A 23,225-nucleotide genomic window follows, 5' to 3' on the forward strand; every position below is an offset into this window, starting at 1 on the left:
AGTTTATCTTCGGTCATCTGGTTTTCCTCTTTCTGATTGGAAATTTTTCTGTGGGGTCAGAGATCAATCCGACGCAGCCGCAGCGCATTGCTGATGACCGAGACGGACGAGAGGCTCATCGCGGCCGCCGCGATCATCGGCGAGAGCAGGAGGCCGGTGACGGGGTAGAGCAGCCCGGCCGCGATGGGCACGCCAAGCGCGTTGTAGGCGAAGGCGAAGAACAGGTTCTGCTTGATGTTGCGCAACGTGGCGCGGGCCAGTTTGCGGGCCCGAACGATACCCATCAGATCACCGCCCAGAAGCGTGATCCCGGCGCTTTCCATTGCCACGTCGGCCCCGGTGCCCATGGCGATGCCGACGTCGGCGGCGGCCAGAGCGGGCGCGTCGTTCACCCCGTCGCCCGCCATGGCGATCTTGCGGCCCTTGGCGCGCAGTTGGTCGATCAGCGTCTTCTTGTCTTCCGGCAACACGCCCGCGCGCACCTCGTCGATGCCGAGCCTGTCTGCCACCGCCTGCGCGGTGCGTTCGTTGTCGCCGGTCGCCATGATGATGCGCAGCCCCTGGGCATGCAGCGCATCGATCGCCTGCGCCGTCGACTCCTTGATCGGGTCGGCCACCGCCACAATACCTACAAGCGCCCCGTCCACCGCGACGAACATCGCCGTCTTGCCGAGTGCGCGCAGGGTGTCGGCCTCCGCCTCGGCGTGCGCGGTATCCAGCGCCATCTCTTTCATCATCGCGGCATTGCCGAGCGCCACGCTGCGTCCGCCAACCTTGCCGCGCACGCCCTTGCCCGTGACCGCCTCGAATTCGGTCGCCTCCTGACGGGCGGCACCCTGCGCTTCGGCGCCATCGACAATGGCCTCGGCGAGAGGGTGTTCGGATCCGCGTTCCAGCGCAGCGGCCAGCGACAGCAGGTCAGCCTCGGGCAGGTCTCCCAGCGCGATGGTGTCCGTCAGCCTTGGCTTGCCCATGGTCAGTGTGCCGGTCTTGTCCACGATCAGCGTATTGACGGCGGCCATGCGCTCCAGCGCCTCGGCGTCCTTGATCAGAACGCCCGCTTGCGCGCCGCGCCCCGCCGCCGTGGTGATCGAGATAGGGGTAGCGAGGCCGAGCGCGCAGGGGCAGGCGATGATCAACACAGAGACCGCCGAGGCAATGGCGAAGACCAGCGCCGGTTCGGGTCCGAAGATCATCCAGACTATGAAGGCGATAATCGAGACCGCCACCACGGTCGGCACGAAAATGGCGGAAACTCGGTCGGCCATCCCCTGGATCGGCGCGCGCGAGCGGCGGGCGTTTGACACCATAGCGACGATCTGCGCCAGCACGGTGTCGGCGCCGACCTTGCCGGCCTCGATCACGAGGCTGCCGTTCTTGTTGATCGTGGCCCCGGTCACTTCGTCGCCCGGCCCCTTTTCCACCGGCATCGACTCGCCGGTCAGCATGCTTTCGTCCAGGGAGGATCGCCCCTCGATCACCACCCCGTCCACCGGCACCGCATCGCCGGGGCGCACCCGCAGCCGGTCGCCCTCCATGATGTTTTCCAGCGGCGCGTCGTATTCCGTGCCATCAGGCAGGATGCGCCGCGCAGTCTTTGGCGCCAGATCCAGCAGCGCGCGGATCGCGTCGCCCGTGCGCTCTCGGGCGCGCAACTCCAGCACCTGGCCCACAAAGACCAGCGCCACGATCACCACTGCCGCCTCGAAATAGTTGCCGACGCTGTCGCCCGTCCGGTATTGCTCAGGGAACACGCCCGGCAGGAATGTTGCGACCAGCGAATAGAGATAGGCCGCGCCCACACCGAGGCTGATCAGGGTCCACATGTTGGGCGAGCGGTTCAGCACCGATTCCCAGCCGCGCTTGAAGAAGGGCCATGCCGCCCAGAGCACGATCGGGGTCGCCAGCACGAATTCCAGATAGCTCGCCGTCCGGTGCCCGATCCAGTCCCGCACCGGCAGGGCAACCATTTCCCCCATTGCCAGAACGATCAGCGGCACCGCCGCGGCCGTTGAGACCCACATCCGGCGGGTGAAGTCGGTCAGCTCCTCGCTCGGCTCGTCCGAGGGGAGCATCGGCTCCAACGCCATGCCGCAGATCGGACAGTCTCCGGGTTCATCGCGGATGACCTCGGGGTGCATCGGGCAGGTGTACTGCGCGTCCGCAGGGGCCGCCGTCTCTTGCCCCGCGGCGCGCCCCGAGGCGTAGAACCAGGGGTCGGCCTTGAACCTTGTCTGGCAACCCTCGGAACAGAAATGGAAGGTCTTGCCCTGAAATGCTGCGTGACGCGTTTCTGACCCGACCTGAACAGTCATCCCGCAGACTGGATCCTTGGCAGTCTCGGTCCCTTCCGGAATGTCGGGCGTCGTGTGTGAATGGTCGTGTTCCATGTTTTGCCAACTTTCATCTGATTTGTTTCAACCTGAGGTTTCCTCCCGCTGGAGGCTCAAGCTATTTCTTAATGGTGAGTGTGTTTCCCCGTTTTGATCGGGTTACGCGCCAGGAAGACCCGGACAAACAGGAACACCAGTGCCATGCCGACGATGCCGATCACGACAATCAGCGGATCGGATTGCCATTTCATCGCGGCGAAGGCCGCCAGCACCACGACATCGAGCACGATGGCAGTCAGCAGCACCCAGCCCTGCGCGCCGATCTTCTCGCGCAGATGCCGGAACACACCGAAGTGGATGATGATGTCCATCACCAGGTAGAAGAAGGCGCCAAGCGAGGCGATCCGGCTGAGATCGAAGAAGACCGTCAGGAAGCCAGCGATTACGACCGTGTAGACGAGCGTATGGTCCTTGATCCTTCCCGGCATCCCGAAATGGCTATGCGGGATCATCTTCATGTCGGTCAGCTTCGCCAGCATCCGCGAGACCGCGAATACGCTGGCGATCAGACCCGACGCCGTGGCGACCAGCGCCAGCGCCACCGTCAGGTAGAAGCCGGTCTGTCCGAGGGCGGGCCGGGCTGCCTCGGCCAGTGCATAATCCTTCGCGGCGACGATGCGGTCGAGCGGCAGGCTGGAGCCGACGGCGAAGGCGACAAGCAGATAGACGACGACGCAGATCGCGATGGACAGAATGATGGCCCGACCGACGTTGCGGTGCGGGTCGGTGACCTCTGCGCCGCTGTTCGTGATTGTCGTGAAGCCCTTGAAGGCCAGGATCGACAGCGCGACCGACGCCACGAAGCCGGTGGCGCTCGCGTCTCCGCCCGTCGCCTCGAACGACAGACCGCTGGCCCAAAGCGCGGAAACACCGAACAGCGCGATGCCGCCCACCTTCAGCACGGCCATGACAATGGAGAACAGCCCGACTGACCGGTTGCCCGAGACGTTCACGAGATAGGCGAAAACGATCAGCCCAACGCCAAGAATCGGGACGAGAACGCTCTCCGGGTCGCCGCCGCATGCCCGTAGCGTATAGGTGCCGAAGGTCCGCGCGACGAGGCTTTCGTTGATGACCATCGACAGCGCCATCAGGAGCGAGGCGCCTGCCGCCACTGTCGTCGGGCCATAGGCCTTTTCCAGGATCATCGCGATGCCGCCCGCCGACGGATAGGCGTTCGACATCTTGATATACGTGTAAGCGCTGAATGCGGTCACGATGGCGCCGACGACGAACGAGAGCGGGAAGAGCGGCCCGGCAAGCTCGGCGATCTGGCCGGTCAGCGCGAAGATGCCCGCGCCGATCATCACACCGGTCCCCATGGCGATGGCGCCGAGGAGGGTGATGCTGTTCTTCTCGTAATCGCTTTTTGTCATCGATTTTCCTTTTCAGGCCCTCTCCGCATTGCCACCCAAAGCAGCGGCAACCCCGTGACGAGCCCGAGGGCGAGCACAGCCCACGTGGCGCGGCCTAGGTCTCCGCTGGCGTCTCACCGCGGAAATGCGCAAGCCGGAAGCCGGTTGATCGTGTCGGCTACTGACGTTCCTTTCGGTTCATGGGCGTCATTCAAGTTCGGCTCGGGGTGTGCCCGCGGGTGCCTCGCCGTTCGCCTCGATGTCTGCGATGTAACTCTTCATCTCGGCAATTTCGCTTCGCTGCGCTTCGATGATTGCATCTGCCAGTGCCCTGACCCTCGGGTCCGAGATATCGGCCCGCTCGCTGGTCAGGATGGCAATGGAATGGTGCGGGATCATCGCCCGCATCCAGGCGAGGTCGTCGACAGTCTCCTGGCTTCGGACAAGCCAGAGCGACAGGGCGAAGGTTACAGCAGCTCCGGCGAAGATCGCGAGATTGAGCCGCTTATTGGAATACATGCCCAGCATGAAAGCGAGCATGATGATCGCCATCACCGCACCCATATAGATCGCCATCCACATGCGCGTCTGCGAGAAGAATATATGGTCGAGTGCGTAGGTGTTGAGATACATCAATCCAAACATCACGACCGTCGAAGTCGCGATCATTGCAAGGAAACGTCCGTAGTTCATATTCCAGCTCCTGATCAAATATTATTGCCGTTTTGACACCCCGAGCAGAGTGATCCCAAGAATCGCAAAGGCTCATCTCAGATCGCCTCGACCGCCTTCGCCAGAAGGTCTCGGACCTCGCCCGCCACGGCGGTCAGTTCGGCGTTCTCGATCGCCTGCATCGAGGCCACGGGGTCGACCGCGCTGACCTCCACGCCGCCGCCATTGACTTGGCGTAGGATGACGTTGCAGGGCAGCATCGCGCCCACCCGAGGTTCGATCCCGATCGCCCGATGCGCCATCTTCGGATTGCAGGCTCCGAGGATGCGATAGGGCGACATCTCGACATCGAGCTTCTTTTTCATCGTCGCCTTGACGTCGATCTCGGTCAGCACGCCGAAGCCATGATCTGCGAGCGCCTTGCGCGTTCGCGCATCGACATCGTCGATCCCGGTGCCCGGAACCATGCGATTGATTGTGTAAGCCATTGAAAAGTCCTTTCCTTCATTTCCGGAGGTATTTGATCAGCGCCGCTATTGCCAAAACCAGCAGCACGAGGATCAGCAGGCCGAAAAGCCAGCCTAACCCCATTCTGAAACCCATTCCGGGGCCCATGTCGTTCCAGTTCATCATCTCATCCTCCTGGTTTTCCTGCTGCAAGGTGCACCGTGTGATCTGCTCTTGCGGCATCGGCCGTCAGCCCGGCACGGTTTGGGGCCGCTATGGGGGCGCCCTATCCGAACGCCCCGGCCGGATCAGACGGACGCCGTGACCGCGAACTCGGTCATCATCCCGCTTGCGAGGTGCGGCATGTGGTGACAGTGCAGCATCCAGTGGGCGGCCTCGCCGGCATCGAGGGCGACATCGACCATCGACATCGGTGGCACGTGGACCGTGTCGCGCAAGGCACCGGCGACACGCCTCCCGTTCAGGCCGACGACCTGGAACACATGCCCGTGCAGATGCATCGGGTGGGCCATCATCGACATGTTGTGAAACGACAGCACGACCCGCTCGCCGCTGCGTGCGGTGATCGGCTGGTGCTGGCCCCAGATGGCGCCGTTGATCGTCCAGACATAGGGCTGCATCGCGCCGCCCAGCATCAGCATCTGGCTGCGATCCACCGGCCGGTCCGGCAGGGCGTTCAGAGCGACAAGGCGTGCCTCCTGTGCCAGATCGGTGTCGAAAGCGGGCGCTTCTGACTCCGCAAGGGGATCGAGACGCCGAACCTCGGCACCCTGCGTGGCGAGGATCAGGCCGGTGCGCTCCCGCGCGCCTTCGCGCAACGCGAGGATCGGCCAGGCGCCGCCTTCCTTCGGCAGGTCGATCTCGATGTCCAGACGCTGGCCCATCGCCAGCCCGAACCGGTTGCCCGCGATAGGCTGGACGGCGTGGCCGTCCACCGCAACGAGGCGTGCCTCGGCCGCCCCGCTGTCGATCCAGAACACCGTCGCCGCGGCGGCGTTGATCACGCGTAGCCGGATGCGCCCGCCACGCTCGACCTGCACGACCTCGGGGTCCGACAGGGTCCGGTCGTTGGCGAGATAGGCGTCCCAGTCATGGTCGTTCAGGTCCATGGCCATGCCGCCCATCTGGCCGCCCATGCCCATCATCCCGCCCATTTCAGGCATATTGCCCATCGCCATGCCGCCCATGGCGCCGTGCCCCATACCGCCATGCCCCATGCCCGGCATCCCGCCCAGCCCCTCCATGGGCACGCCCTGTCTGGGGCTCGCTTCGGCGGCGGCGGCATGACCTGCGCCGTGCCCGCCGCTGATCTCCGCCAGAACCTCCTCCGGGGTCTTGAAGGAGAAATCATGCAGGAACATCACGACTTCCTGCCTGTCGGCAGCGATATCCTCCTGCGAGCGCACGATCAGCGGCGCGGCGAGCAGCCGCATCTCCTGGATCGGCACATGGCTGTGCATCCAGTGGGTGCCCGGCCGCGCCTCGAAATCGTATGACCGGGTCTCTCCCGGGGCGAGCAGCGGCATCGGCATGTCCGGCACGCCGTCCTGCACATTGGGCGGGATCTGGCCATGCCAGTGGATGATGGTGCCCACATCGAGATCGTTGGTCAGATCGACCCGGAACCTCTGGCCGGGGTCGAGCACCAGGCCCTGACCGCCGGGACCGGCAAGGCCAAAGACAGTGGCCGCGCGTCCGTCGATGTCGAGCGTCCGTGTGGCGGCCGAGAGGCTGATCGCCGCCCCGGTCTGGGCAAACGCAAGGCGGGGCATCTGAGCTGCGGCAATGGCTGCCGCACTGGCGGCGAGAAAGCCGCGTCGTGAAAGGGTATTCATGGTCGTCTCCTCGGGACCTTAGGTCCCGTTCATCAAAACCGATGGGACGCCACGGGCACCGGCCCGGGCGCGCTCAGAGGAGACGGAGCTTGGGAGGTCGTTCGTTCAGCCCCGGCGCGCGGCTGACGGGACTTGCCTCGGACGGAAGGTCATGCCGGGCAGGACCGTGGGCCCGTCCGGATTCGCCGGTTGGCGATATCAGGAAGGCCGAAAGACCCGCACAGACGAACTCGCACATCCCGGCATCGGCCGCGCCACAGTGCTGTCCGGCGTCACAGGTGCGTTCCGCAATGTCCGACGAATGCACCATGCCTGCGACATGCGATTCACGATCCACGCCAGAACTCATGCGCGCAGCATGCGCAGAGGCGAGGCTCGTCACCACGGTGATCGCGAGTATGGCAAGCAAGGTGGCGAGACGGCGGATCATGCTGGCAAAATAGGTACTGCTCACGAGAATGTCCATTGTCGCCGAAGGCAGGCGTCTGGCAAACCTGCACCTCTACGTGAGGCCAATGACCTTCTGTCGTGATCGGGGCCCGAAATCTTGAGATATGGCGTTCGAAATATTGTGGTGGTGGGATTGCTCGTCGGAGGTCTGATCGTCGCTCTTTTTAGCGATCGACTCTTTCCCGGCACTGCATCCGATGCCGTCGTGTCGGCGGAGGTGATCGCGCAGGGGCGGCAGGTCTATGCAGATCAGTGCGCCGCCTGCCATGGTGCGGATCTGGAGGGCCAGCCCGACTGGCGCTCGCCGCTACCGTCCGGCCGGTTGCCGGCGCCACCGCATGACGCCAGCGGCCACACCTGGCACCATCCCGACGACATGCTGTTCCGCATCGTCAAGAAAGGTACGGCCGCCATCGTCGGTGGCGGGTATGAGAGCGACATGCCAGCCTTCGCAGACGTGCTGGGTGATCCGGAGATCCGGGCCGTCCTCGCTTACATCAAGAGCAGCTGGCCGGAGCGAGAGCGCGGATACCAACAGGCGGTAACGAGGGGCGAGTGAACACCGCAGCGAAGGGGTGAAAGCGTCTCACATCTCGCGATCCGGGTTGAAGGCAAGGAGCCGCAACGCGTTGAGCGTCACCAGCACCGTCGCCCCGGTGTCGGCGAGGATCGCGATCCAGAGTCCGGTGATCCCGAGGACGGTGGTCACGAGGAAGACCGCTTTCAGACCAAGCGCGATCGCCACGTTCTGGTGGATATTCGTCATGGTGGCGCGGGCGAGCCTGATCTTGCCGGCAACGTCCGTGACCCGGTTGCGCAGGATCGCGGCGTCGGCGGTCTCGAGTGCCACATCGGTTCCGGATCCCATGGCCACGCCGACATGCGCTGAGGCCAGGGCCGGGGCGTCGTTGATGCCGTCGCCGACCATGAGGACCCGACCATTCGCCACCATCTCGCGGATTGCGGCGACCTTGTCCTCGGGCATCAGTTCGGCGCGGTGCTCGATTCTCACATGGCCTGCGATCGCGGCGGCGGTACGGGCATTGTCGCCGGTGAGCATGACCGAGCGGATACCGAGCGTGCGAAGCTGACGCACCGCCTCCGCCGCATCCTCGCGCGGCTCGTCGCGAAGAGCGATCAGCCCGATCAGTCGGCCCGGTCGGAAGACTGCCACGACGGTCTTGCCCTCTTCTTCGAGACGGGCCGCAATATGGCTGACCTCATCGTTCATGACGCCGCTGGTTCCAGCGAACCGTGGCGAGGCTACCCATGCAGGTTCGCCACCGATCACCGCCTCCGCTCCCTTTCCGGGCAGCGCCCTGGCTGCGGAAGCCGGCAGCGACGGGGCGCCGTCAGCCTGTGCGCGCGCAAGGATCGCCGCCGCCAGCGGGTGGCTCGACCCGGATTCGACTGCGGCGGCCAGCGACAGAACCTCAGTCTCCGTCCCGCCGAGGGGGACCACGTCCGTCACCCGGGGACGACCGAGGGTCAGCGTGCCCGTCTTGTCGAACGCAACATCCGTGATCCGGGCCGCCGCCTCGATGACCGCGCCACCCTTCATCAGCAGACCACGGCGCGAGCCCGAGGAGAGCGCCGAGGCGATGGAGGCCGGCACCGAGATCACGAGGGCGCAGGGACAGCCGATGAGGAGCAGTGCGAGCGCGCGGTAGATCCAGACATCCCAGGCCTGCGCGAAAGCGAGCGGCGGGACGATGGCGACCAGCAGCGCGACCCCGACCACGGCAGGCATGTAGACGCGGCTGAAGCGGTCGATGAAACGCTCGGTCGGTGCGCGGGCACTCTCGGCTTCCTCGACCAGACGGATGATGCGGGAGATCGTGTTGTCCTCGGCCGCCTTCGTGACCTGCACGCGCAGCGCGGCCTCGGTGTTGATCGAACCTGCGAACACCGCGTCGCCCGGCTCCTTCGGTTTCGGCACGCTCTCGCCCGTGACCGGGCTCTCGTCCACGCCTGAGATACCGTCGATCACCTCTCCATCTGCAGGGATACGAGCACCAGGACGCACGAGCACGATCTGCCCGATCGCAAGCGCCTCGGCGGGCACTTCGCGGGTTCTCCCATCCACTTCCAGCAGCGCCGTCTTCGGCACGAGACTGGCGAGGCTTCGAATCCCGTCGCGGGCCTTGTTCGCAGCGACACCTTCAAGCACCTCGCCCATGGCAAAGAGGAACACGACCAGCGCGGCCTCTTCGTCGGCATTGATGAACAGCGCTCCGGTCGCGGCGATGGTCATCAGCATTTCGATGGTGAAGGGCATGCCCGCATGGGCAGCGCTGAAAGCCCTCCGCGCGATGGGCGCAACCCCGATCAGCGTCGCGAGGACGAATGCCCAGCGCGCGACTTCGTCCGACGCCAGAAGGTTCACAGCCCAGGCGACGACGAGCAGCAGCCCGGTGCCAATGACAAGACGCCCCTTCCTAGTCCGATGCCATGGCAGCGAACGCGCGATGGAGCCGCCGGCTACGATGCCTTCGGGAGCGCGCGCGGGCTGGTCTTCGAAGGCGGCACCGCTGCCGGTGGCAGGACGTCCGCTTTCGGGCAGTACGAAGCCCTTGCGCGCGGGTACAGTCCCTTTCGGAGCGATGCCGTCTCCGACTGACCGGACCACCGCCTCGACGCGCTCGCGCGTGGTCTGCCCCTCATCTAGCGTGACGCGCAGCCGCTCCGTCATCAGGGCAACCTCGACCTGGCTTACACCCGGCAGACGCTCGACCGCAGTCCGGACCTTGCCCGCGCAAGCCCCGCAATCCATGCCGGTGACCGTCCACTCGCAACTTGCTCCATCGCTCGTCGTCATCTTGTCCTTCCACTCGCAGCACGCGGCTCTTGTTATTCTCGCATCGGAAACCTGAAGTCTCTAGCAGCTAGAGGTTCAAGAGGCATCTGATGCTCACCATTGGAAAATTGGGCGACGCGGCCGGGGTGAAGGTGCCGACGATCCGCTACTATGAGCAGATCGGGCTCCTGCCGGAGCCCGAGCGGAGCGCCGGGAACCAGCGGCTCTACGGGAAGTCCGCGCTGGAACGGCTGGCCTTCATTCGCCACTCCCGCGAGCTAGGGTTTCCGTTGGAGGCGATCCGCGACCTCCTGAGCCTTTCCGACCGACCGGACCAGTCGTGTGCAGCCGCCGACATCATTGCGAAGGACCAGCTTGCCGCGGTGGAGGCGCGCATCGCGCGTCTGACGGCGCTGAAGGCGGAGCTGGAGCGGATGATTACCCAGTGTGCGCAGGGGACCATCGCCGACTGCCGGATCATCGAGGTGATCGGCGACCATTCACACTGCGCGCAGGACCACAGGACTTCCGAGGCAGTTGGGTGAGAGCATTGTCGACTATGGCAATCTATGCCGCCGCGGCTTTGGCCGAACCTGCGGGCTTTTCGACTGATGCTGCAATCGGCTTGTTGGCAGCTCAGGCGGATCAACAATATCAATGACTTGAAGTGGAGAAGGTTGGAGGTCAGGCCCATTCCCTCCGCCATTCTTCCTTCGTATCGGCCTAATGTTTAATATCTTTTCTCCGGCCAGAATTTCTGCGGTAGCAGATGGGTAGCATTTGGCCTGATGAGATAGGGTGATCCTACCCTGCGTGACAATATAGGGCGGAGCGTCTGGCCATTGTAGGGCCTCCTAAAAAAATCCCGACCGTGCCCGACACGGTCGCAAGCTCATTCGACCGATCAGCGGGACCGGCGAGAAGACAGTCGCGCAGCTGCACCTCCTTCTTGCCGAGCCCTCGCTGGCGCATGTCTTCCAAGACGAGAGCCGCATCATGCGCGTGGAGACTCATCTCGAACTTGACAGTCATCAACCGAGATCCGGCGAGAAGGCGTGATCCTCGTATTCCACCTTTGCGAGCTGTTCGATAAAGCCGATCACTTCGCCTTGCACCCAGCGGATCGAGCCAGGCCCAAGTCGGCGGGGCTGAGGGAAGCTCGGATCAGAGCGCAGCCAGCGGTCGACAGATGCCTCGCTCGCTGCGAGCATCTTGCAGAGTTCATTCTTGTTGATAAGGCGCAGGTCTTCACCCGCGACGCGATTGTCTTTCCTCATCATTCCATCCTCTTTCGCCCGACCCAATGCGGGTCGAATACCGGTTGACTCAATCGCCGTCCGGACGCAGAGAAAGAGGTGTCGAGACTCTCGCTTGTGCGGCTGCCGAAGCGGCGGCTGCGCAGGCGTCTTCCTTCGCAGCACGGACAATATAGCGATCAGGGCGTAGAGGCTGAAACGGGAACTGCAGTCTTGCTGTTATGTTCTTGTGGATATCGCTTCCGAGGCCAGCGAACGCTGGTCAAGAAAGAGGCGTCGGCGAGGGCAGGCTTCACTTGCGCACCGAATAGCAGCACGCCTTGCAGCTTCTTCTCGGACGAGAGCAGAAAGGTAGTCGGATTTCGGTTAAAGAAGCGGCCCGGCATAAAGCGGGTCCGCTATTGCATCTAACCTGCTGGCCATGTGCGAGCCACCTTGAGCAAAACCCATGCGGTTGCGTTTGGTGATCTCTGGAACGACTAGAGACTGATTCGCAATCTTAATTCCAGCTCGGAAAGTGCCGCGTGCCGACATGATCCCTATCGACTCTGGTTTGACTGCACAGAGACGATTTAAGTCGTGACGTTACCGAAAATACCGGAATTCCGGTTGCCTCGATAATGCCGGTTCGGCGAGCGGATCGGCAACAACGGCAATTTCTTCGCGCCGACGGTGCTGGCCGACGTCCCGCTGTCCGCGCGGATCATGCACGAAGAGCCCTTCGGACCGATCGCCGTCGTTAACCGGTTCGGGACGCTCGACGATGCCATCGAGGAAGCGAACCGGCTGCCCTTCGGTCTTGCATCCTATGCCTTCACCCGCTCTGCCGAAACGATGCAGCGACTGGCGCAAGAGGTCGAGGCGGGCATGATGACGATCAACCATATCGGCCTTGCGCTGCCGGAAGTGCCCTTTGGCGGCATCCGCGATTCCGGTTACGGGACCGAGGGCGGGTCCGAGGCGATCGACGCATATATGGTGACGAAGTTCGTCACGCAGATGGCGGTGTGAGGGGCGTTTCCTGATAGGCTGCGGTGTGGGCCAATCGGCCCCGCCGCCTCGACCCAGTTTCGCGCTGACGTGAGCACGATCAGGGGTGGCGTTGTATCCAACCTGTCGTGCGCAGGCATCGGCGCGCGTTTCGCGGCTTCAGCCTCGTCTTGCGCCATGCGCAGCGCCAGACACCAAGGTCAGGCTTACTTCAGCCCGGACGGCGCGTACCCGTTTTCCCATTCCACCAGCGTGCTGATGCAGCCCTGGGCGCAGGGTCCGGCTTCTTTGGTGCAAGCTGCCAGAAGGACGACGAGACACAGAGAAAATCGTAACATGAGACTCAACCTTAAACACTATCCGAGACCTAAGACCTTCGACGCGATCAGAGAAGCTGTCCTTTTCGGCAACAAATAAGACAAAAGACCAGCGCGGGTCCGGATCAACCTTCAGCGGCGCGCCGCATAGACGGCAGCCCAATAAACGGTCTTTCCATCGGATCCGACCGCGCTGCCGACACCGAAATCGCGCATCTGCGGAATGAGGATATTCTGCAAATGCCCGCTCGATCCATTCCACGCCGCGAAAGCCTGTGCGGCGCTATATGGTCCCGCGGCGATATTTTCCGCGGTCACCCGCGGAGCGTAGCCAAGCTTTTTGACACGTGCCGACGGTCCCGAGGTGGAACTGCCGGTATGGGTCATGATGCCCCGCTCGGCCATGTCGCAGGCATGGGCGGCCGCGGCGCGCGCCAGGGCGCCATCTGCCTTGACCGAGGGAAGGCCGGCGCTGGACCGTGCCCGGTTCGTGGCCTGAACGCCCATTGCCTGTTCGGCCGAATTCGGACCGAAACATTGCGCTTTGCCGGGGGGCGACGCCTTGACGTCGTGCGGGCCGGTATCCCGATTAGGCGTCACCGTCGATGAACAACTGGCTGCAACTGAAAGGAATGCGCAGGCAGTAAATGCCCTGAAAATGCCTTGATTCATTAAACCGCTCTCCTTGATACCATTAATCATGGAGCAGCATTCAAGCTGACACAACCAAAGATTGTGCCGGGTCGCCGTTGATAAATCGCATGTCAGCGTGTGTCGGTGGCTTCAGCGCGCCCGACGGGGGCGCACCGCAGGCTTACTCCTTGACCGCTTCCCGCGCGCCCCGCCGGTTCTGCATCACCGCGACGACGACCGATAGGACAGCCAGAGCCAGCAGCGTGGCCGAGATCGGGCGCGTCACGAATGTCAGCCAACTGTCGTCCAGTTCAAGCGCACGGAACAACTGAGCCTCGAAGTTTTCGCCAAGCACGACACCCAGGATCAGCGGCGTCAGCGGCACACCGGCCTTCCACAGCAGGTAGCCGACGACGCCGAACCCGAAGAGCACCCAGACATCGAAGAGGTTGTTGTTCAGCGCAAAGGAACCGACCGCGCAGAGAACCAGGACGACGGGTGCAAGGATCCGCTGCGGGATCAGCGAGATCTTTGCGAACCAGCGCACAAGTGCGAAGTTGGCAAGGACCATGACCACCGCCGCGACCAGCAGGCTGACATAGATCGAGCCGACGAGCACCGCGTTCTCCTCGAACATCAGCGGGCCGGGATTGATGCCGTGCAGGATCAGGACACCCATCATGATTGCCATCGGCAGGTCGCCGGGGATCCCAAGCGCCAGTGTCGGGATGAACGCCCCGCCCGCAACAGCGCTGTTCGAGGCCTCGGACGCGACGATGCCGCCGGGGATGCCGGTTCCGAATTCCTCCGGCCGGCGGGCCATCTTCTTGGCCTGATCGTAGCTGACGAAATTCGCGACCGTCCCGCCGGTGCCGGGCAGGGCGCCGACAAGGGCGCCGATCAGCGAAGAGCGCAGGATGTTGAACTTCTGCCCCGCCATGTCGCGCAAGATCAGACCATAAGGAATGCTGACGCTTCGGTTCACCGGGTCGTTTGCGGGTCCCGACGGCTTTTCCTCGAGGTTGCCCAAAAGCTGCGAGAAGGCGAACACGCCGACCAGAACGGGCAGGACCTGAAGGCCGGATTCGAGGCTGGTGAAGCCGAAATCGAAGCGCAGGTTGCTGTTGCGGTCGTAGCCGACGGTGGTGACCAGCAGGCCCAGGCCGGCCGCGATCAGGCCCTTCAGCATGGCACCGGCGGACAGGCTTGCCACAAGGGTCAGGGCAAAGACGATCAGGGCGGTGATCTCCCACGGGCGGAAGTTCATGCTGAACTGCGCGATGAGCGGCCCCAGAACGACAAGCAGCGCGACGCTGATGATCGTGCCGAAGAACGATGCGAGAATGCCGATGCCCAAGGCACGTCCCGGCTCGCCCTTCTGCGCCATGGGGTAGCCGTCATAGACCGTGGTGATGGAGGAGGGCGTCCCCGGAATGCCAAGCATGACCCCGCTGACAAGACCGCCGGAATAGCCGCCGACGAAGACGCCCACCATCAGCGAAACGCCGGCGACCGGGTCCATCGCGAAGGTGAAGGGAAAGACCACAAGGATGGCCATCGTGACGGTGAAGCCGGGGATCGATCCCCCGATGATGCCAAGCACGACGCCCAGTGCGATCAACCCGATCACATGAAGCGACATGACCTGACCAAAGGCTTCGAGGAAGAATTGGGGCATGGTTGGATCGCCTCCGCGCGGATTGACTGGCGCGCCCTCAGGGCAGCCGGATGGACAGGATGTTTTCGAAGACGAAGAAGACGATCAGCGGCACCGCGATGACCAGGATCAGGCTCACCAGGGCGATGCGCCTGCTGGAAAATCCGGACAGCAGCAGGAAGGACAGGATCAGAAAGCCCATCGTCGCCAGCAGATAGCCGGTGACCGGCATCATCGCGACATAGGCCGCGAACACCAGGAAAAGCGCCGGCACCCGCGGGTTGGTTCTGACGAACGCGACAAGGGCGGGGATCATCGCCGTCTGCACCGGGGCGGACGGAAGAAAGCTACGGATCAGAAGCAGAACGGCAAGCAGGCCGACGACGCCCAGCAGAAGGCGCGGATAGAACGCCGAGCCGTAGGGTTGCCAGCTTGTGGCAGGGCGAATGTCGAGCGACGCGACATACATCGTCGCCACCAGCGCCAGAACCGCCAATGCGAAGGCGCGGTCTTTGGTCAGGGTGAACATCGGCAGCTTTCCGTTTTCAGAACAGGGTCAGGTGGGGCGGTCGGACCGCCCCACCAACGTCATCAGTTTTCGAACTCGATGCCCTCGGCCGCAGCCGCCAGCGCCGTCTCGTTCTCGTCGAGGAAGGCTTCGTAATCGTCGCCCGCAAGGAAGCGGACATTCGTGCCGAATTCGTTTTCGATGCGGCTGCGAAGCTCTTCGTTTTCCAGCGCCTTTTCAAAGGCGGCGGCGATCGCGTCGATATGTTCCTGCGGCGTGCCTTTCGGTGCGAAGATGCCGCGGCTTGTCGCGTGGTCGAATTCCAGACCCATCTCGCGCAGCGTCGGCGTCTCGCTTAGTGCCGCAAGCCGCTCGTCATTGGCGACGCCCAACGGTTTCAGCGCACCGGATTCGAAATGCGAACCGGCGGAAGGCAGGTTGAACATGCCGAAATCGACCTCTTGCGCCAGCAGGCCCGACACCTGTTCGCCCGTATCGGGATAGCCGACCAGCCGAACATCGGCCATGTCGATCCCCGCCTCGTCGAAGAACTGCGCCCAGAAGAAGTGATCCGTCGAACTCGGGATGATGCTGAACCGCACGTCACCCGGATTCTCGGCGACATAGGCCGCGATCTCATCGGCGCTGTTGACCGGATGCTCTGCATTGGCGGTCGGAATGTTGATCGTCTGCGTCAGCAGCGCGACCTGCTCGAAATCGTCATAGGAATAATCGACCATTCCCGCCAGGCTGGACAGCGCGATCGTGTCATGGCTGCCAAGGATCGTGTAGCCGTCCGGCTCTGCCTCCAGGACATGACGTGACCCCCGCGTTGCGCCCGCACCGGCCATGTTGACCGGCACGATCGTCGTCCCGAGATGCTGTTCGGCTTCCGCCGCGATCAGCCGGAAGATGATGTCGGTCGCGCCGCCTGGCCCGAACGGGATGATCAGCTGGATTTCCTGTTCCGGAAAGGATTGCGCGCGCGCCTCGCTGGCCGGCCCGCCTGCCAATCCCACCGCGATCATCGCCGCGGCGGCGAAAGGGGTTCCCTTAAGCATGTCGTGTCTCTCCTTGTTGGTTTGCTCCGCGCTCATTGGCTGTGCGACTGTCGCGGACGATTAGTAGGCAAGTGCGCAGCCATCCTTGCGCGGGTCCGATCCCGCGCTCAAAACGCCGCTTTCGCGGTCGATGAAGATCCCCTGGCTTCCGCCATGCGGTGTCGGTGCGACAGAGACCTGATGTCCGAGTTCGGCCAGTCGCGCAGCGACATCGGGCGCAATCCCCCGTTCGAGCGTGACCTCTCCGGCATATCCGAAGGCCCGGGCCAGATCCTGAGCTTCCTGAATGTCCATGCCATGGTCAAGCATGTTCGAAAGCATCCAGCTTTGACCGAAGGGCTGGAAATGGGCGCCCATCACGCCGAACGGCACGACCGCGGCGCCGTCCTTGATCAGCATTGCCGGAATGATCGTATGCAGCGGCCGCTTTTTGGGTGCCAGCGTGTTGGCATGATCGGGATCCAGCCGGAAGCTGAAGCCGCGATTGTGGAACATGACCCCCGAGGACGGCGCCATCAGGCCACTGCCGAAATTCTCGAAGATCGAATTGATGAAGCTGACGGCGTTTCCATCGCGGTCGACGACGCACAGATAGATCGTGTCCTCGCTTGCCGGCATGCTCGACGGCGGGGTGGGACCCGCCTTCTCGCGATCGATGCTGCGGCGCAGCTGGTCGGCATGGTCTGCCGAAAGCAGGGTTTCGACGGGCACATCGCTCATCCGGGGATCGGCGATGCGCGAGTCGCGTTCGCCATAGGCCAGCTTGGCGGCTTCGATGAACAGGTGAATCCGCTCTGCACCCAGCGGGTCAAGCGATCCCAGATCGTAGTCGGAGAGGATGTTAAGCATGATCAGCGGAACCAGACCCTGACCGTTCGGCGGGCATTCCAGAAGCTCATGACCACGATAAGTGGTCGAGATCGGCTCGACCCACTCGCCTTCGGCTTCGGCGAAGTCGTCCAGCGTGTGGCTGCCGCCGAGCTCCTTCAGCCGGTTGACCATGTCCTCTGCGACAGAGCCAAGATAGAACGCGTCGCGTCCCTCGCGGCCGATACGCTCAAGCGTTGCAGCAAGCGCGGGCTGCCGGTGGACCGATCCTGCCCGGGGCGCAGTCCCGCCCGGCAGCATGACCGCCGCCGCATGCGGGTCGCGCCCGAGCTTTTCGACCTGCGCGGTCCAGTCGAAGGCGACGCGCTGGTGCATGGCGTACCCGTCGCGGGCGAAGGCCACCGCAGGCGCCATCAGGCGATCAAGCGGAAGGCGGCCATAGGTCTCGTGAAGGCGGCACCAGGCCTCGACGGCGCCGGGAATGGTGATCGAATGCGCGCTGTAACGGGGCATCGTGCGATGCGCCGCGCGCACCGCTTCGGCGTCCAGACCCGCGGGTGCGCGACCCGAGCCGTTATAGGCGCGCACCGGGCCGCCCGCTTCCGCGACGATCGTGAAATTGTCGCCGCCGATCCCTGTCATGCCGGGTTCGACCACCGTCAGAACCGCGGATGCGGCAATTGCGGCGTCCATGGCATGTCCGCCAGCCTTCAGCATCTCAAGGGCGACCGCGCTGGCCAGAGGGTGCGACGTCGCGACCGCTCCGTTCAATCCCAGGACGGGGGATCTGCCTGGAAGTTGAAAATCTCTCATAGATACTCCTCTTGCGGCCTGACTGACCATGAAAAGACGATGTGCAGCCGGCAAGGCGTGCCGTCCCCGTCTGTTGTCTCGCCTTTGGCGATCGTTGAATGCGCGGCAAGCCGCGCCTGCAGATGCGTCACGCCGGTGCGATTGTCACCCTCCGCATCCAGCGTCCTGCAACCGTGATCACAAGCAGGGCCCGCATCGACGAGCCCCGTCCAAGAGCCGGGCCACGCGCGATCTATTCGTGATGCGCGGCCACGTCACGTCTCTGTAACCCGCGGCGCAGGCGTTCGACCACCCACGGCAGGAACAGCGACAGCACTAGCAGAAGGAAAAGGCCAAGCGTAATCGGCCGGGACCAGACATAGTCGAAATTTCCCCCGCTGATCTGATAAGAGCGCAAAAGTTCACCTTCTGCCATCCGTCCGAGCAGCAGTCCGATGACCGCTGCCGCGACCGAATACTCGTATTTTCGCAGCAGCCACCCGATCAGGGCGAAGACAAGCAGCGTGATCGGCCCGGCCAGCGTTCCGGTCAGCCCGAAGGCGCCGAAGGTGGCCAGGACCAGGACCGACGGGATCAGGATGCGCAGCGGGACCTTCACCACCGAACTCATCAAATGCATCAAGAAGATGCCGACGAAGAGCAGAAGGAAAGCCTGCACGATGTTGGCCAGGATCACCGCATAGACCACATCGGCCTGCTCGCTGAGAAAGCGCGGCCCGCCGGTGATGTTGTGCATCGAGAAGGCGGCGAGAAGGACAGCGGTCCCGGCCCCGCCGGGGATGCCGAGGGCGAACAGGGCAACCATGCCGCCGCCTTCGGAACTGCTGTTGGCCGATTCCGATGCGGCGATCCCGCGCGCATCGCCCTTGCCGAAACTGTCGGGATTACCCGCGCGACGACGTGCGTCGCCATACGAGACGAGATTGGCCACCGAAGAGCCGACCCCGGGGATGGCGCCGATCAAAACGCCGTAGATGCTTCCGCGCAAAAGCGTCATCGGCATCCGCAACGCCTCGCTGATGCCAGCCATGATACGCTTGAGGCTTATCTTTTTCTTGTCTTCGCTATCCACCAGATAGCCGCTGCCGGCGATGCTGAACAATTCCGACGCGGCGAACATGCCGATCATCGCCGGAATTACCGGAACGCCGTCCAGCAGGAACGGGCTGCCCAAAGTGCCGCGAATGACGCCGTTCGGGCTCATCCCGATGGTTCCGATCAGCAGCCCGATCGTGCCGGCAAGGATGCTGCGTGCCATGAACTTGCCGCGCAGAGCCGCGATGAGCGTCAGGCCCCAAAGGATGACGACGAACATCTCGGTCGGACCCAGCTTCAGCACCACGGATGTCAGCGGCTGGATCAGAAGCAACAGCGCGATATAGCCGAAAGCTGTGCCGATCGTCGACGCGCCAAGCGCGATACCCAATGCCTCGCTCGGCTTGCCGGACCGCGCCATCGGAAAGCCGTCGAAGGTTGTCGCGACCGCCGAAGAGGTGCCGGGAATGTTCATCAGGATTGCCGAGACGCCGCCGCCGAACATGCCGCCGGTGAAGATCGCGGTCAGAAACAGCATCGCCGAAAGGAAATCCATGCCCAGCGTCGCCGGCAGGAACACGGCCATCGCCATGCTGGTCTGAAGTCCGGGAACAGAGCCGAACAGCAATCCGATGATCAGGCCGGGGACGACCACCATCCAGGGCTGGAATGACCCGAAGAGCAGACTGAAAGCATCGCCGAGCGCACCCAGATCGATCATGTCATCCTCACAGGATCAGCGTCGTCATCGGATACGGCAGCAGCCAGCGGAACAGCATCGTGCAAACGGCGGCGAAGGCGACTGGATAGATGGCCAGAAACAGCGGTCGCCGCTCACCGTCCACCATCAGCGCGATCAATACGAAGAGTGCCGAGCCGACATCGAAACCGGTCACCGGCAGGGTCAGGATGTAGAGCCCGAAGATCGCCATCAGGATCAGCGGATACAGTTTCTCGCGGGTTGTGCTGTCTTCCGTCGCTTCTGCCTCGTCGACGCCCCGCACCAGGACGCCGATTGCAATCGCCGCAGCGAGGACCAGGGACAGGATACTGGCCGGCAGGACGAGGATCAGGTTTCGAACCCTCGCCGAGGCGCTCCACGCGTCGTGGAGATACCAGACGACGATACCCGCAAGGACGACGAGAAGGGCGAGATGCCCCCAGTCGATCCTGCGTTTCGCGCTTTGGACGATCATTCCCTTACCCTTTGGGCTGGCGACAAGAGCGGGGGCCGAAGCCCCCGTTCCGTGTCACTGCATCAGGTGTCCGTACTTTTCGAGGATCTCGAAATTGCTTTCGATCCGTGCGGTCGTCTTCTCTGGCCCAAGCCATTCCGCGCCGATCTCGTTGGCTTCCAGATGCGCGATGAAATCCGGGTTCTGCATCGTGCGCTCATAGGCTGAGACGAGCTTTTCCCAGCGGTCGGGATGCTGCTCCCTGAACTCGGCCGATGCGGCAAGCCCGCGGATCGAGCCGCTGACGACCGGGATTTCCAAGTCTGCTTCGGCCAGTGCCTCGTTGACCAGCGGCACGCCGTCCCAGCCTTCCAGAGGCTCCTCGGCCACGACCGCGAGCGGGGTGATCATGTCGCGGATCGCATCGCTGCCCTCGGCTCCCAGGATGGTGAAGTCGACCTGGCCGCCGGCTGCGGCCGATCGTGCGGCGCCGCCGCTTTCATAGGTCACGATGTTGAGGTCGTCCGCAGGAATGCCGGCTGCGTCCAGAAGGATGTAGGTCGAAAGTTCACCTGCCGATCCCGTCACCACGCTGACGCTGTGCTCGCCGGGTGCCTCCTTGATGGCAGTGATCATCTCTGCCATCGACGAGATGCCCGACTCGGCGCTTGCCGCGATCAGGTCATGATCCGACCATTGTCCGTTGATGAACGCGAAATCATCGAGCGTGTAGTCGGCGCCGGTGTTCAGGATCGAATTCGCGAGATACGGCGACAACGACGTCGCAAGAAGCGTGTATCCGTCCGCGGGTTGCGCCAGAACGTAGGCCGCTGCCAATTGGCCACCGGCGCCCTCGCGGTTGACGACCGAAATCGGTTGTCCGATTTCATCGGTCATGAACTGGGCGAGCGCCCGCGCGGTGCGATCCGCACTTCCGCCGACGCCGAAGCCCACGACGAACGTGATCGGACGTTCGGGCCATTCGGTTTCCTGCGCTGCGAGTTGCAGGGGCGTGGCCACCCCCATCGCTGTCGCGAGCGTCATGGCGGTGGCGGCGCGGCGTGTAATCTGCCGATGTTTTTGTGTCATTGAATCTCCTCCTCCTCTGCTGCGCTGACATGCGTTCCCCCACGTAATGTCAACATTTTTATCATTCGCTAGCGGGCAGGCTATGTCAACCGTCAACGATCCTTGTCGTAAATACCGATTTTTGCGGGCAGTATTGACCTGTCGATAGATCGAAGCCTACAAATCACAAGGATCATTGTTGACATTCAGGTCACTTCGAACGTGGATACGACCAACACGAAAAGCGAAACCCTGGCGGATCAAGCCTACGACGCGTTGGCGAAAAGCATCGTTTCGGGCGAGCTAGCGCCCGGCGCCCGCATTCTCGAGGTCGAGCTGGCCGAGCGTTTCGGAATGAGCCGTGGTCCCTTGCGCGAGGCGATGCGCCGGCTGGAAGAGCGTCGTCTGGTCGAGCGTGTTTCGCAACGTGGCGTCCGCGTGGTGCGTCTGACCGGGCCAAAGCTGCATGGGATCTACAAGGTGCGTGAGGCACTGGAAGGCATGGCGGCACGGCTTTCCGCCCAGAACATGGCGGATGACGAGATCGCCGAGCTTCGCGAGATGCTGGAAGCGCACGAACGCTATGTCCGCCAAAGCGATGATTACAGCCAGAACCAGCAGGACTGGGACTTCCACGACCGCATCGCCCGCGGGTCCAAGAACGAGATGCTCGTCTCGCTGCTGAGTGACGATCTATACCAACTGCTCAAGATCTTCCGCAATCAGCACAAATCGAAGCGGGGGCGGGCGCGTCGCGCGGTAGAGGAACACTGGCGCATCCTTGCAGCGATCGAAGACCGCGATCCCGAGATGGCCGAACTGATGATGCGGCGGCACATCAGCGCCGCGCTTGCCGTGTTCGAGCCGTCATGGGCAGAGGACGCGGCTCAGCGCGACCAAGCGGACACGGCCGATTGGCCTGACCTGAAACCAGAAGGAGACTGACGATGACTGCATCCAAGCGACTGCGCCAGCTGATGGCCGAGGGCGGCCCCGTCGTGGCGCCCGGCGGTTATGACGGCATCTCCGCCCGGATGATCAAACGCGCCGGGTTTCCTGCGGTCTATGCCAGCGGCGGCGCCATCGCCCGCAGCACCGGCATCCCCGACCTGGGCCTGATGAGCATGGCCGAGATCACCGACCGGCTTGCGACGATGGTCGACGCGGTCGACATCCCCGTCATTGCCGACGCCGACACGGGTTACGGCAATGCGCTGAATGTACAGCACATGGTCCGCGCCTTCGAGCGGGCGGGTGTCGCGGGCTTCCATCTTGAGGATCAGCAGTTCCCCAAGCGCTGCGGGCACTACGACGACAAGTCGATCGTGCCGACGCGCGAGATGGAACAGAAGATCAAGGCGGTGAAGGATGCCGCGACGGACGAGGAACTGGTCCTGATCGCCCGCACAGATGGACTTGCCGTCGAAGGGTTCGACGCCACGATCGATCGCGCGCATGCCTATATGGCAGCCGGTGCCGACGTGATCTTCGTCGAGGCGCCGACCAGCGTCGAACAGATCGAGCGTATCGCCGAGATGCTGCCTTACCCCAAGCTGATCAACATGTTCGCGGGCGGCAAGACACCCCTGATGCCGGCAGAGCGTCTGGGAGAGCTGGGCTACTCGCTGGTCATCATCCCCAGCGATTTGCAGCGTGCAGCGCTTTACGCGATGGAACGGACGCTGACCGCCATCCGGACCGACGGTTCCTCGGCGTCGTTTCAGGACAGCATGATCTCGTTCAGCGATCGCGAAGAGATCATCGGCACGAAGGACTGGCTCGCCCGCGACAAGGCATATGCGGTCTGAAGTGGAGGCAACGGCTTTCCACCAAAGGGGCTGGCAGTAGGGCGGAGGGTATGTGCCGGTGACCCCCGCACATGACCCCCGCACATGACGCCCGAAACGACAGGGA

At 63.4% G+C, this 23,225-nt stretch carries 22 protein-coding genes; 5 read left to right on the forward strand and 17 right to left on the reverse strand.

From position 1 onward, the window contains the following. Positions 1-56: 56 nt before the first annotated feature. From MLD63_RS16855 to MLD63_RS16885, 7 genes are all read right to left on the reverse strand, one after another. Positions 57-2,390: a heavy metal translocating P-type ATPase gene (locus MLD63_RS16855; protein WP_255331078.1), complete on the reverse strand. Its 2,334-nt coding sequence runs from the start codon at positions 2,388-2,390 to the stop codon at positions 57-59. A 68-nt stretch (positions 2,391-2,458) separates the two neighbouring features. After that, positions 2,459-3,769 (reverse strand): APC family permease, encoded by a 1,311-nt coding sequence (locus MLD63_RS16860; RefSeq protein WP_255331079.1) that lies wholly within the window; start codon positions 3,767-3,769, stop codon positions 2,459-2,461. A gap of 186 nt (positions 3,770-3,955) precedes the next feature. Next, positions 3,956-4,441: a DUF305 domain-containing protein gene (locus tag MLD63_RS16865; RefSeq protein WP_189426715.1), complete on the reverse strand. Its 486-nt coding sequence runs from the start codon at positions 4,439-4,441 to the stop codon at positions 3,956-3,958. Between the two features lie 77 nt (positions 4,442-4,518). Continuing rightward, complete coding sequence (locus tag MLD63_RS16870; RefSeq protein WP_255331080.1) at positions 4,519-4,908, reverse strand: DUF302 domain-containing protein; 390 nt, start codon at positions 4,906-4,908, stop codon at positions 4,519-4,521. 16 nt (positions 4,909-4,924) lie between these two features. Beyond that, positions 4,925-5,053: a hypothetical protein gene (locus MLD63_RS16875; protein WP_255331081.1), complete on the reverse strand. Its 129-nt coding sequence runs from the start codon at positions 5,051-5,053 to the stop codon at positions 4,925-4,927. A gap of 122 nt (positions 5,054-5,175) precedes the next feature. After that, positions 5,176-6,723 carry a multicopper oxidase family protein gene (locus MLD63_RS16880; protein ID WP_189426713.1) on the reverse strand — a complete coding sequence of 516 codons (1,548 nt, stop codon included), beginning with the start codon at positions 6,721-6,723 and terminating at the stop codon, positions 5,176-5,178. A 73-nt stretch (positions 6,724-6,796) separates the two neighbouring features. Then, a complete protein-coding gene (locus tag MLD63_RS16885; protein ID WP_210310521.1) occupies positions 6,797-7,177 on the reverse strand; it encodes a hypothetical protein in 381 nt (126 codons plus the stop codon). Between the two features lie 147 nt (positions 7,178-7,324). Here MLD63_RS16885 and MLD63_RS16890 point away from each other — a divergent pair, with 147 nt between their 5' ends. Next, a complete protein-coding gene (locus tag MLD63_RS16890) occupies positions 7,325-7,732 on the forward strand; it encodes a c-type cytochrome (protein ID WP_439957688.1) in 408 nt (135 codons plus the stop codon). A 27-nt stretch (positions 7,733-7,759) separates the two neighbouring features. Here the strand turns inward: MLD63_RS16890 and MLD63_RS16895 are convergent, their stop codons facing one another. Beyond that, the gene (locus tag MLD63_RS16895) at positions 7,760-9,991 is read right to left on the reverse strand and encodes a heavy metal translocating P-type ATPase (protein ID WP_255331082.1); all 2,232 of its coding nucleotides are present in this window, start codon (positions 9,989-9,991) and stop codon (positions 7,760-7,762) included. An 89-nt stretch (positions 9,992-10,080) separates the two neighbouring features. Here MLD63_RS16895 and MLD63_RS16900 point away from each other — a divergent pair, with 89 nt between their 5' ends. Then, positions 10,081-10,515, forward strand: coding sequence for a MerR family transcriptional regulator (locus tag MLD63_RS16900; protein ID WP_255331083.1), 435 nt, complete (start codon positions 10,081-10,083; stop codon positions 10,513-10,515). Positions 10,516-11,001: 486 nt separating this feature from the next. On the opposite strand, the gene MLD63_RS16905 is transcribed toward MLD63_RS16900, so the two are convergent. Further along, entirely contained in the window at positions 11,002-11,250 is a 249-nt protein-coding gene (locus MLD63_RS16905; protein ID WP_255331084.1) for a helix-turn-helix transcriptional regulator, read from the reverse strand. A gap of 615 nt (positions 11,251-11,865) precedes the next feature. Between MLD63_RS16905 and MLD63_RS16910 the strand changes: the two genes are divergently transcribed. Beyond that, on the forward strand, positions 11,866-12,237 hold the full coding sequence (locus tag MLD63_RS16910; protein ID WP_255331145.1) for an aldehyde dehydrogenase family protein: 372 nt from the start codon (positions 11,866-11,868) through the stop codon (positions 12,235-12,237). Positions 12,238-12,665: 428 nt separating this feature from the next. Here MLD63_RS16910 and MLD63_RS16915 read toward each other — a convergent pair whose 3' ends face one another. The 8 genes from MLD63_RS16915 to MLD63_RS16950 all read right to left on the reverse strand — a co-directional run bounded on the left by MLD63_RS16915 (position 12,666) and on the right by MLD63_RS16950 (position 21,332). Next, complete coding sequence (locus MLD63_RS16915) at positions 12,666-13,259, reverse strand: CAP domain-containing protein (RefSeq protein ID WP_255331085.1); 594 nt, start codon at positions 13,257-13,259, stop codon at positions 12,666-12,668. A gap of 88 nt (positions 13,260-13,347) precedes the next feature. Next, positions 13,348-14,844 (reverse strand): tripartite tricarboxylate transporter permease, encoded by a 1,497-nt coding sequence (locus MLD63_RS16920; RefSeq protein ID WP_255331086.1) that lies wholly within the window; start codon positions 14,842-14,844, stop codon positions 13,348-13,350. 37 nt (positions 14,845-14,881) lie between these two features. Then, on the reverse strand, positions 14,882-15,352 hold the full coding sequence (locus MLD63_RS16925) for a tripartite tricarboxylate transporter TctB family protein (RefSeq protein ID WP_255331087.1): 471 nt from the start codon (positions 15,350-15,352) through the stop codon (positions 14,882-14,884). A gap of 62 nt (positions 15,353-15,414) precedes the next feature. After that, complete coding sequence (locus tag MLD63_RS16930) at positions 15,415-16,392, reverse strand: Bug family tripartite tricarboxylate transporter substrate binding protein (protein WP_255331088.1); 978 nt, start codon at positions 16,390-16,392, stop codon at positions 15,415-15,417. Positions 16,393-16,452: 60 nt separating this feature from the next. Continuing rightward, a complete protein-coding gene (gene ggt / locus MLD63_RS16935) occupies positions 16,453-18,033 on the reverse strand; it encodes a gamma-glutamyltransferase (RefSeq protein ID WP_255331089.1) in 1,581 nt (526 codons plus the stop codon). Positions 18,034-18,265: 232 nt separating this feature from the next. After that, entirely contained in the window at positions 18,266-19,789 is a 1,524-nt protein-coding gene (locus tag MLD63_RS16940; protein WP_255331090.1) for a tripartite tricarboxylate transporter permease, read from the reverse strand. Between the two features lie 7 nt (positions 19,790-19,796). Next, positions 19,797-20,264, reverse strand: a complete 468-nt coding sequence (locus MLD63_RS16945) for a tripartite tricarboxylate transporter TctB family protein (protein ID WP_255331091.1) — start codon at positions 20,262-20,264, stop codon at positions 19,797-19,799. 54 nt (positions 20,265-20,318) lie between these two features. Then, positions 20,319-21,332 (reverse strand): tripartite tricarboxylate transporter substrate binding protein, encoded by a 1,014-nt coding sequence (locus MLD63_RS16950; RefSeq protein ID WP_255331092.1) that lies wholly within the window; start codon positions 21,330-21,332, stop codon positions 20,319-20,321. A 201-nt stretch (positions 21,333-21,533) separates the two neighbouring features. Here MLD63_RS16950 and MLD63_RS16955 point away from each other — a divergent pair, with 201 nt between their 5' ends. Next, the gene (locus MLD63_RS16955; RefSeq protein WP_255331093.1) at positions 21,534-22,256 is read left to right on the forward strand and encodes a GntR family transcriptional regulator; all 723 of its coding nucleotides are present in this window, start codon (positions 21,534-21,536) and stop codon (positions 22,254-22,256) included. 2 nt (positions 22,257-22,258) lie between these two features. Then, entirely contained in the window at positions 22,259-23,119 is an 861-nt protein-coding gene (locus MLD63_RS16960) for an isocitrate lyase/PEP mutase family protein (protein WP_255331094.1), read from the forward strand. Positions 23,120-23,225 lie beyond the last annotated feature (106 nt).

This window comes from Paracoccus albicereus (genome assembly GCF_024359525.1).
Lineage (GTDB): Bacteria > Pseudomonadota > Alphaproteobacteria > Rhodobacterales > Rhodobacteraceae > Paracoccus > Paracoccus albicereus.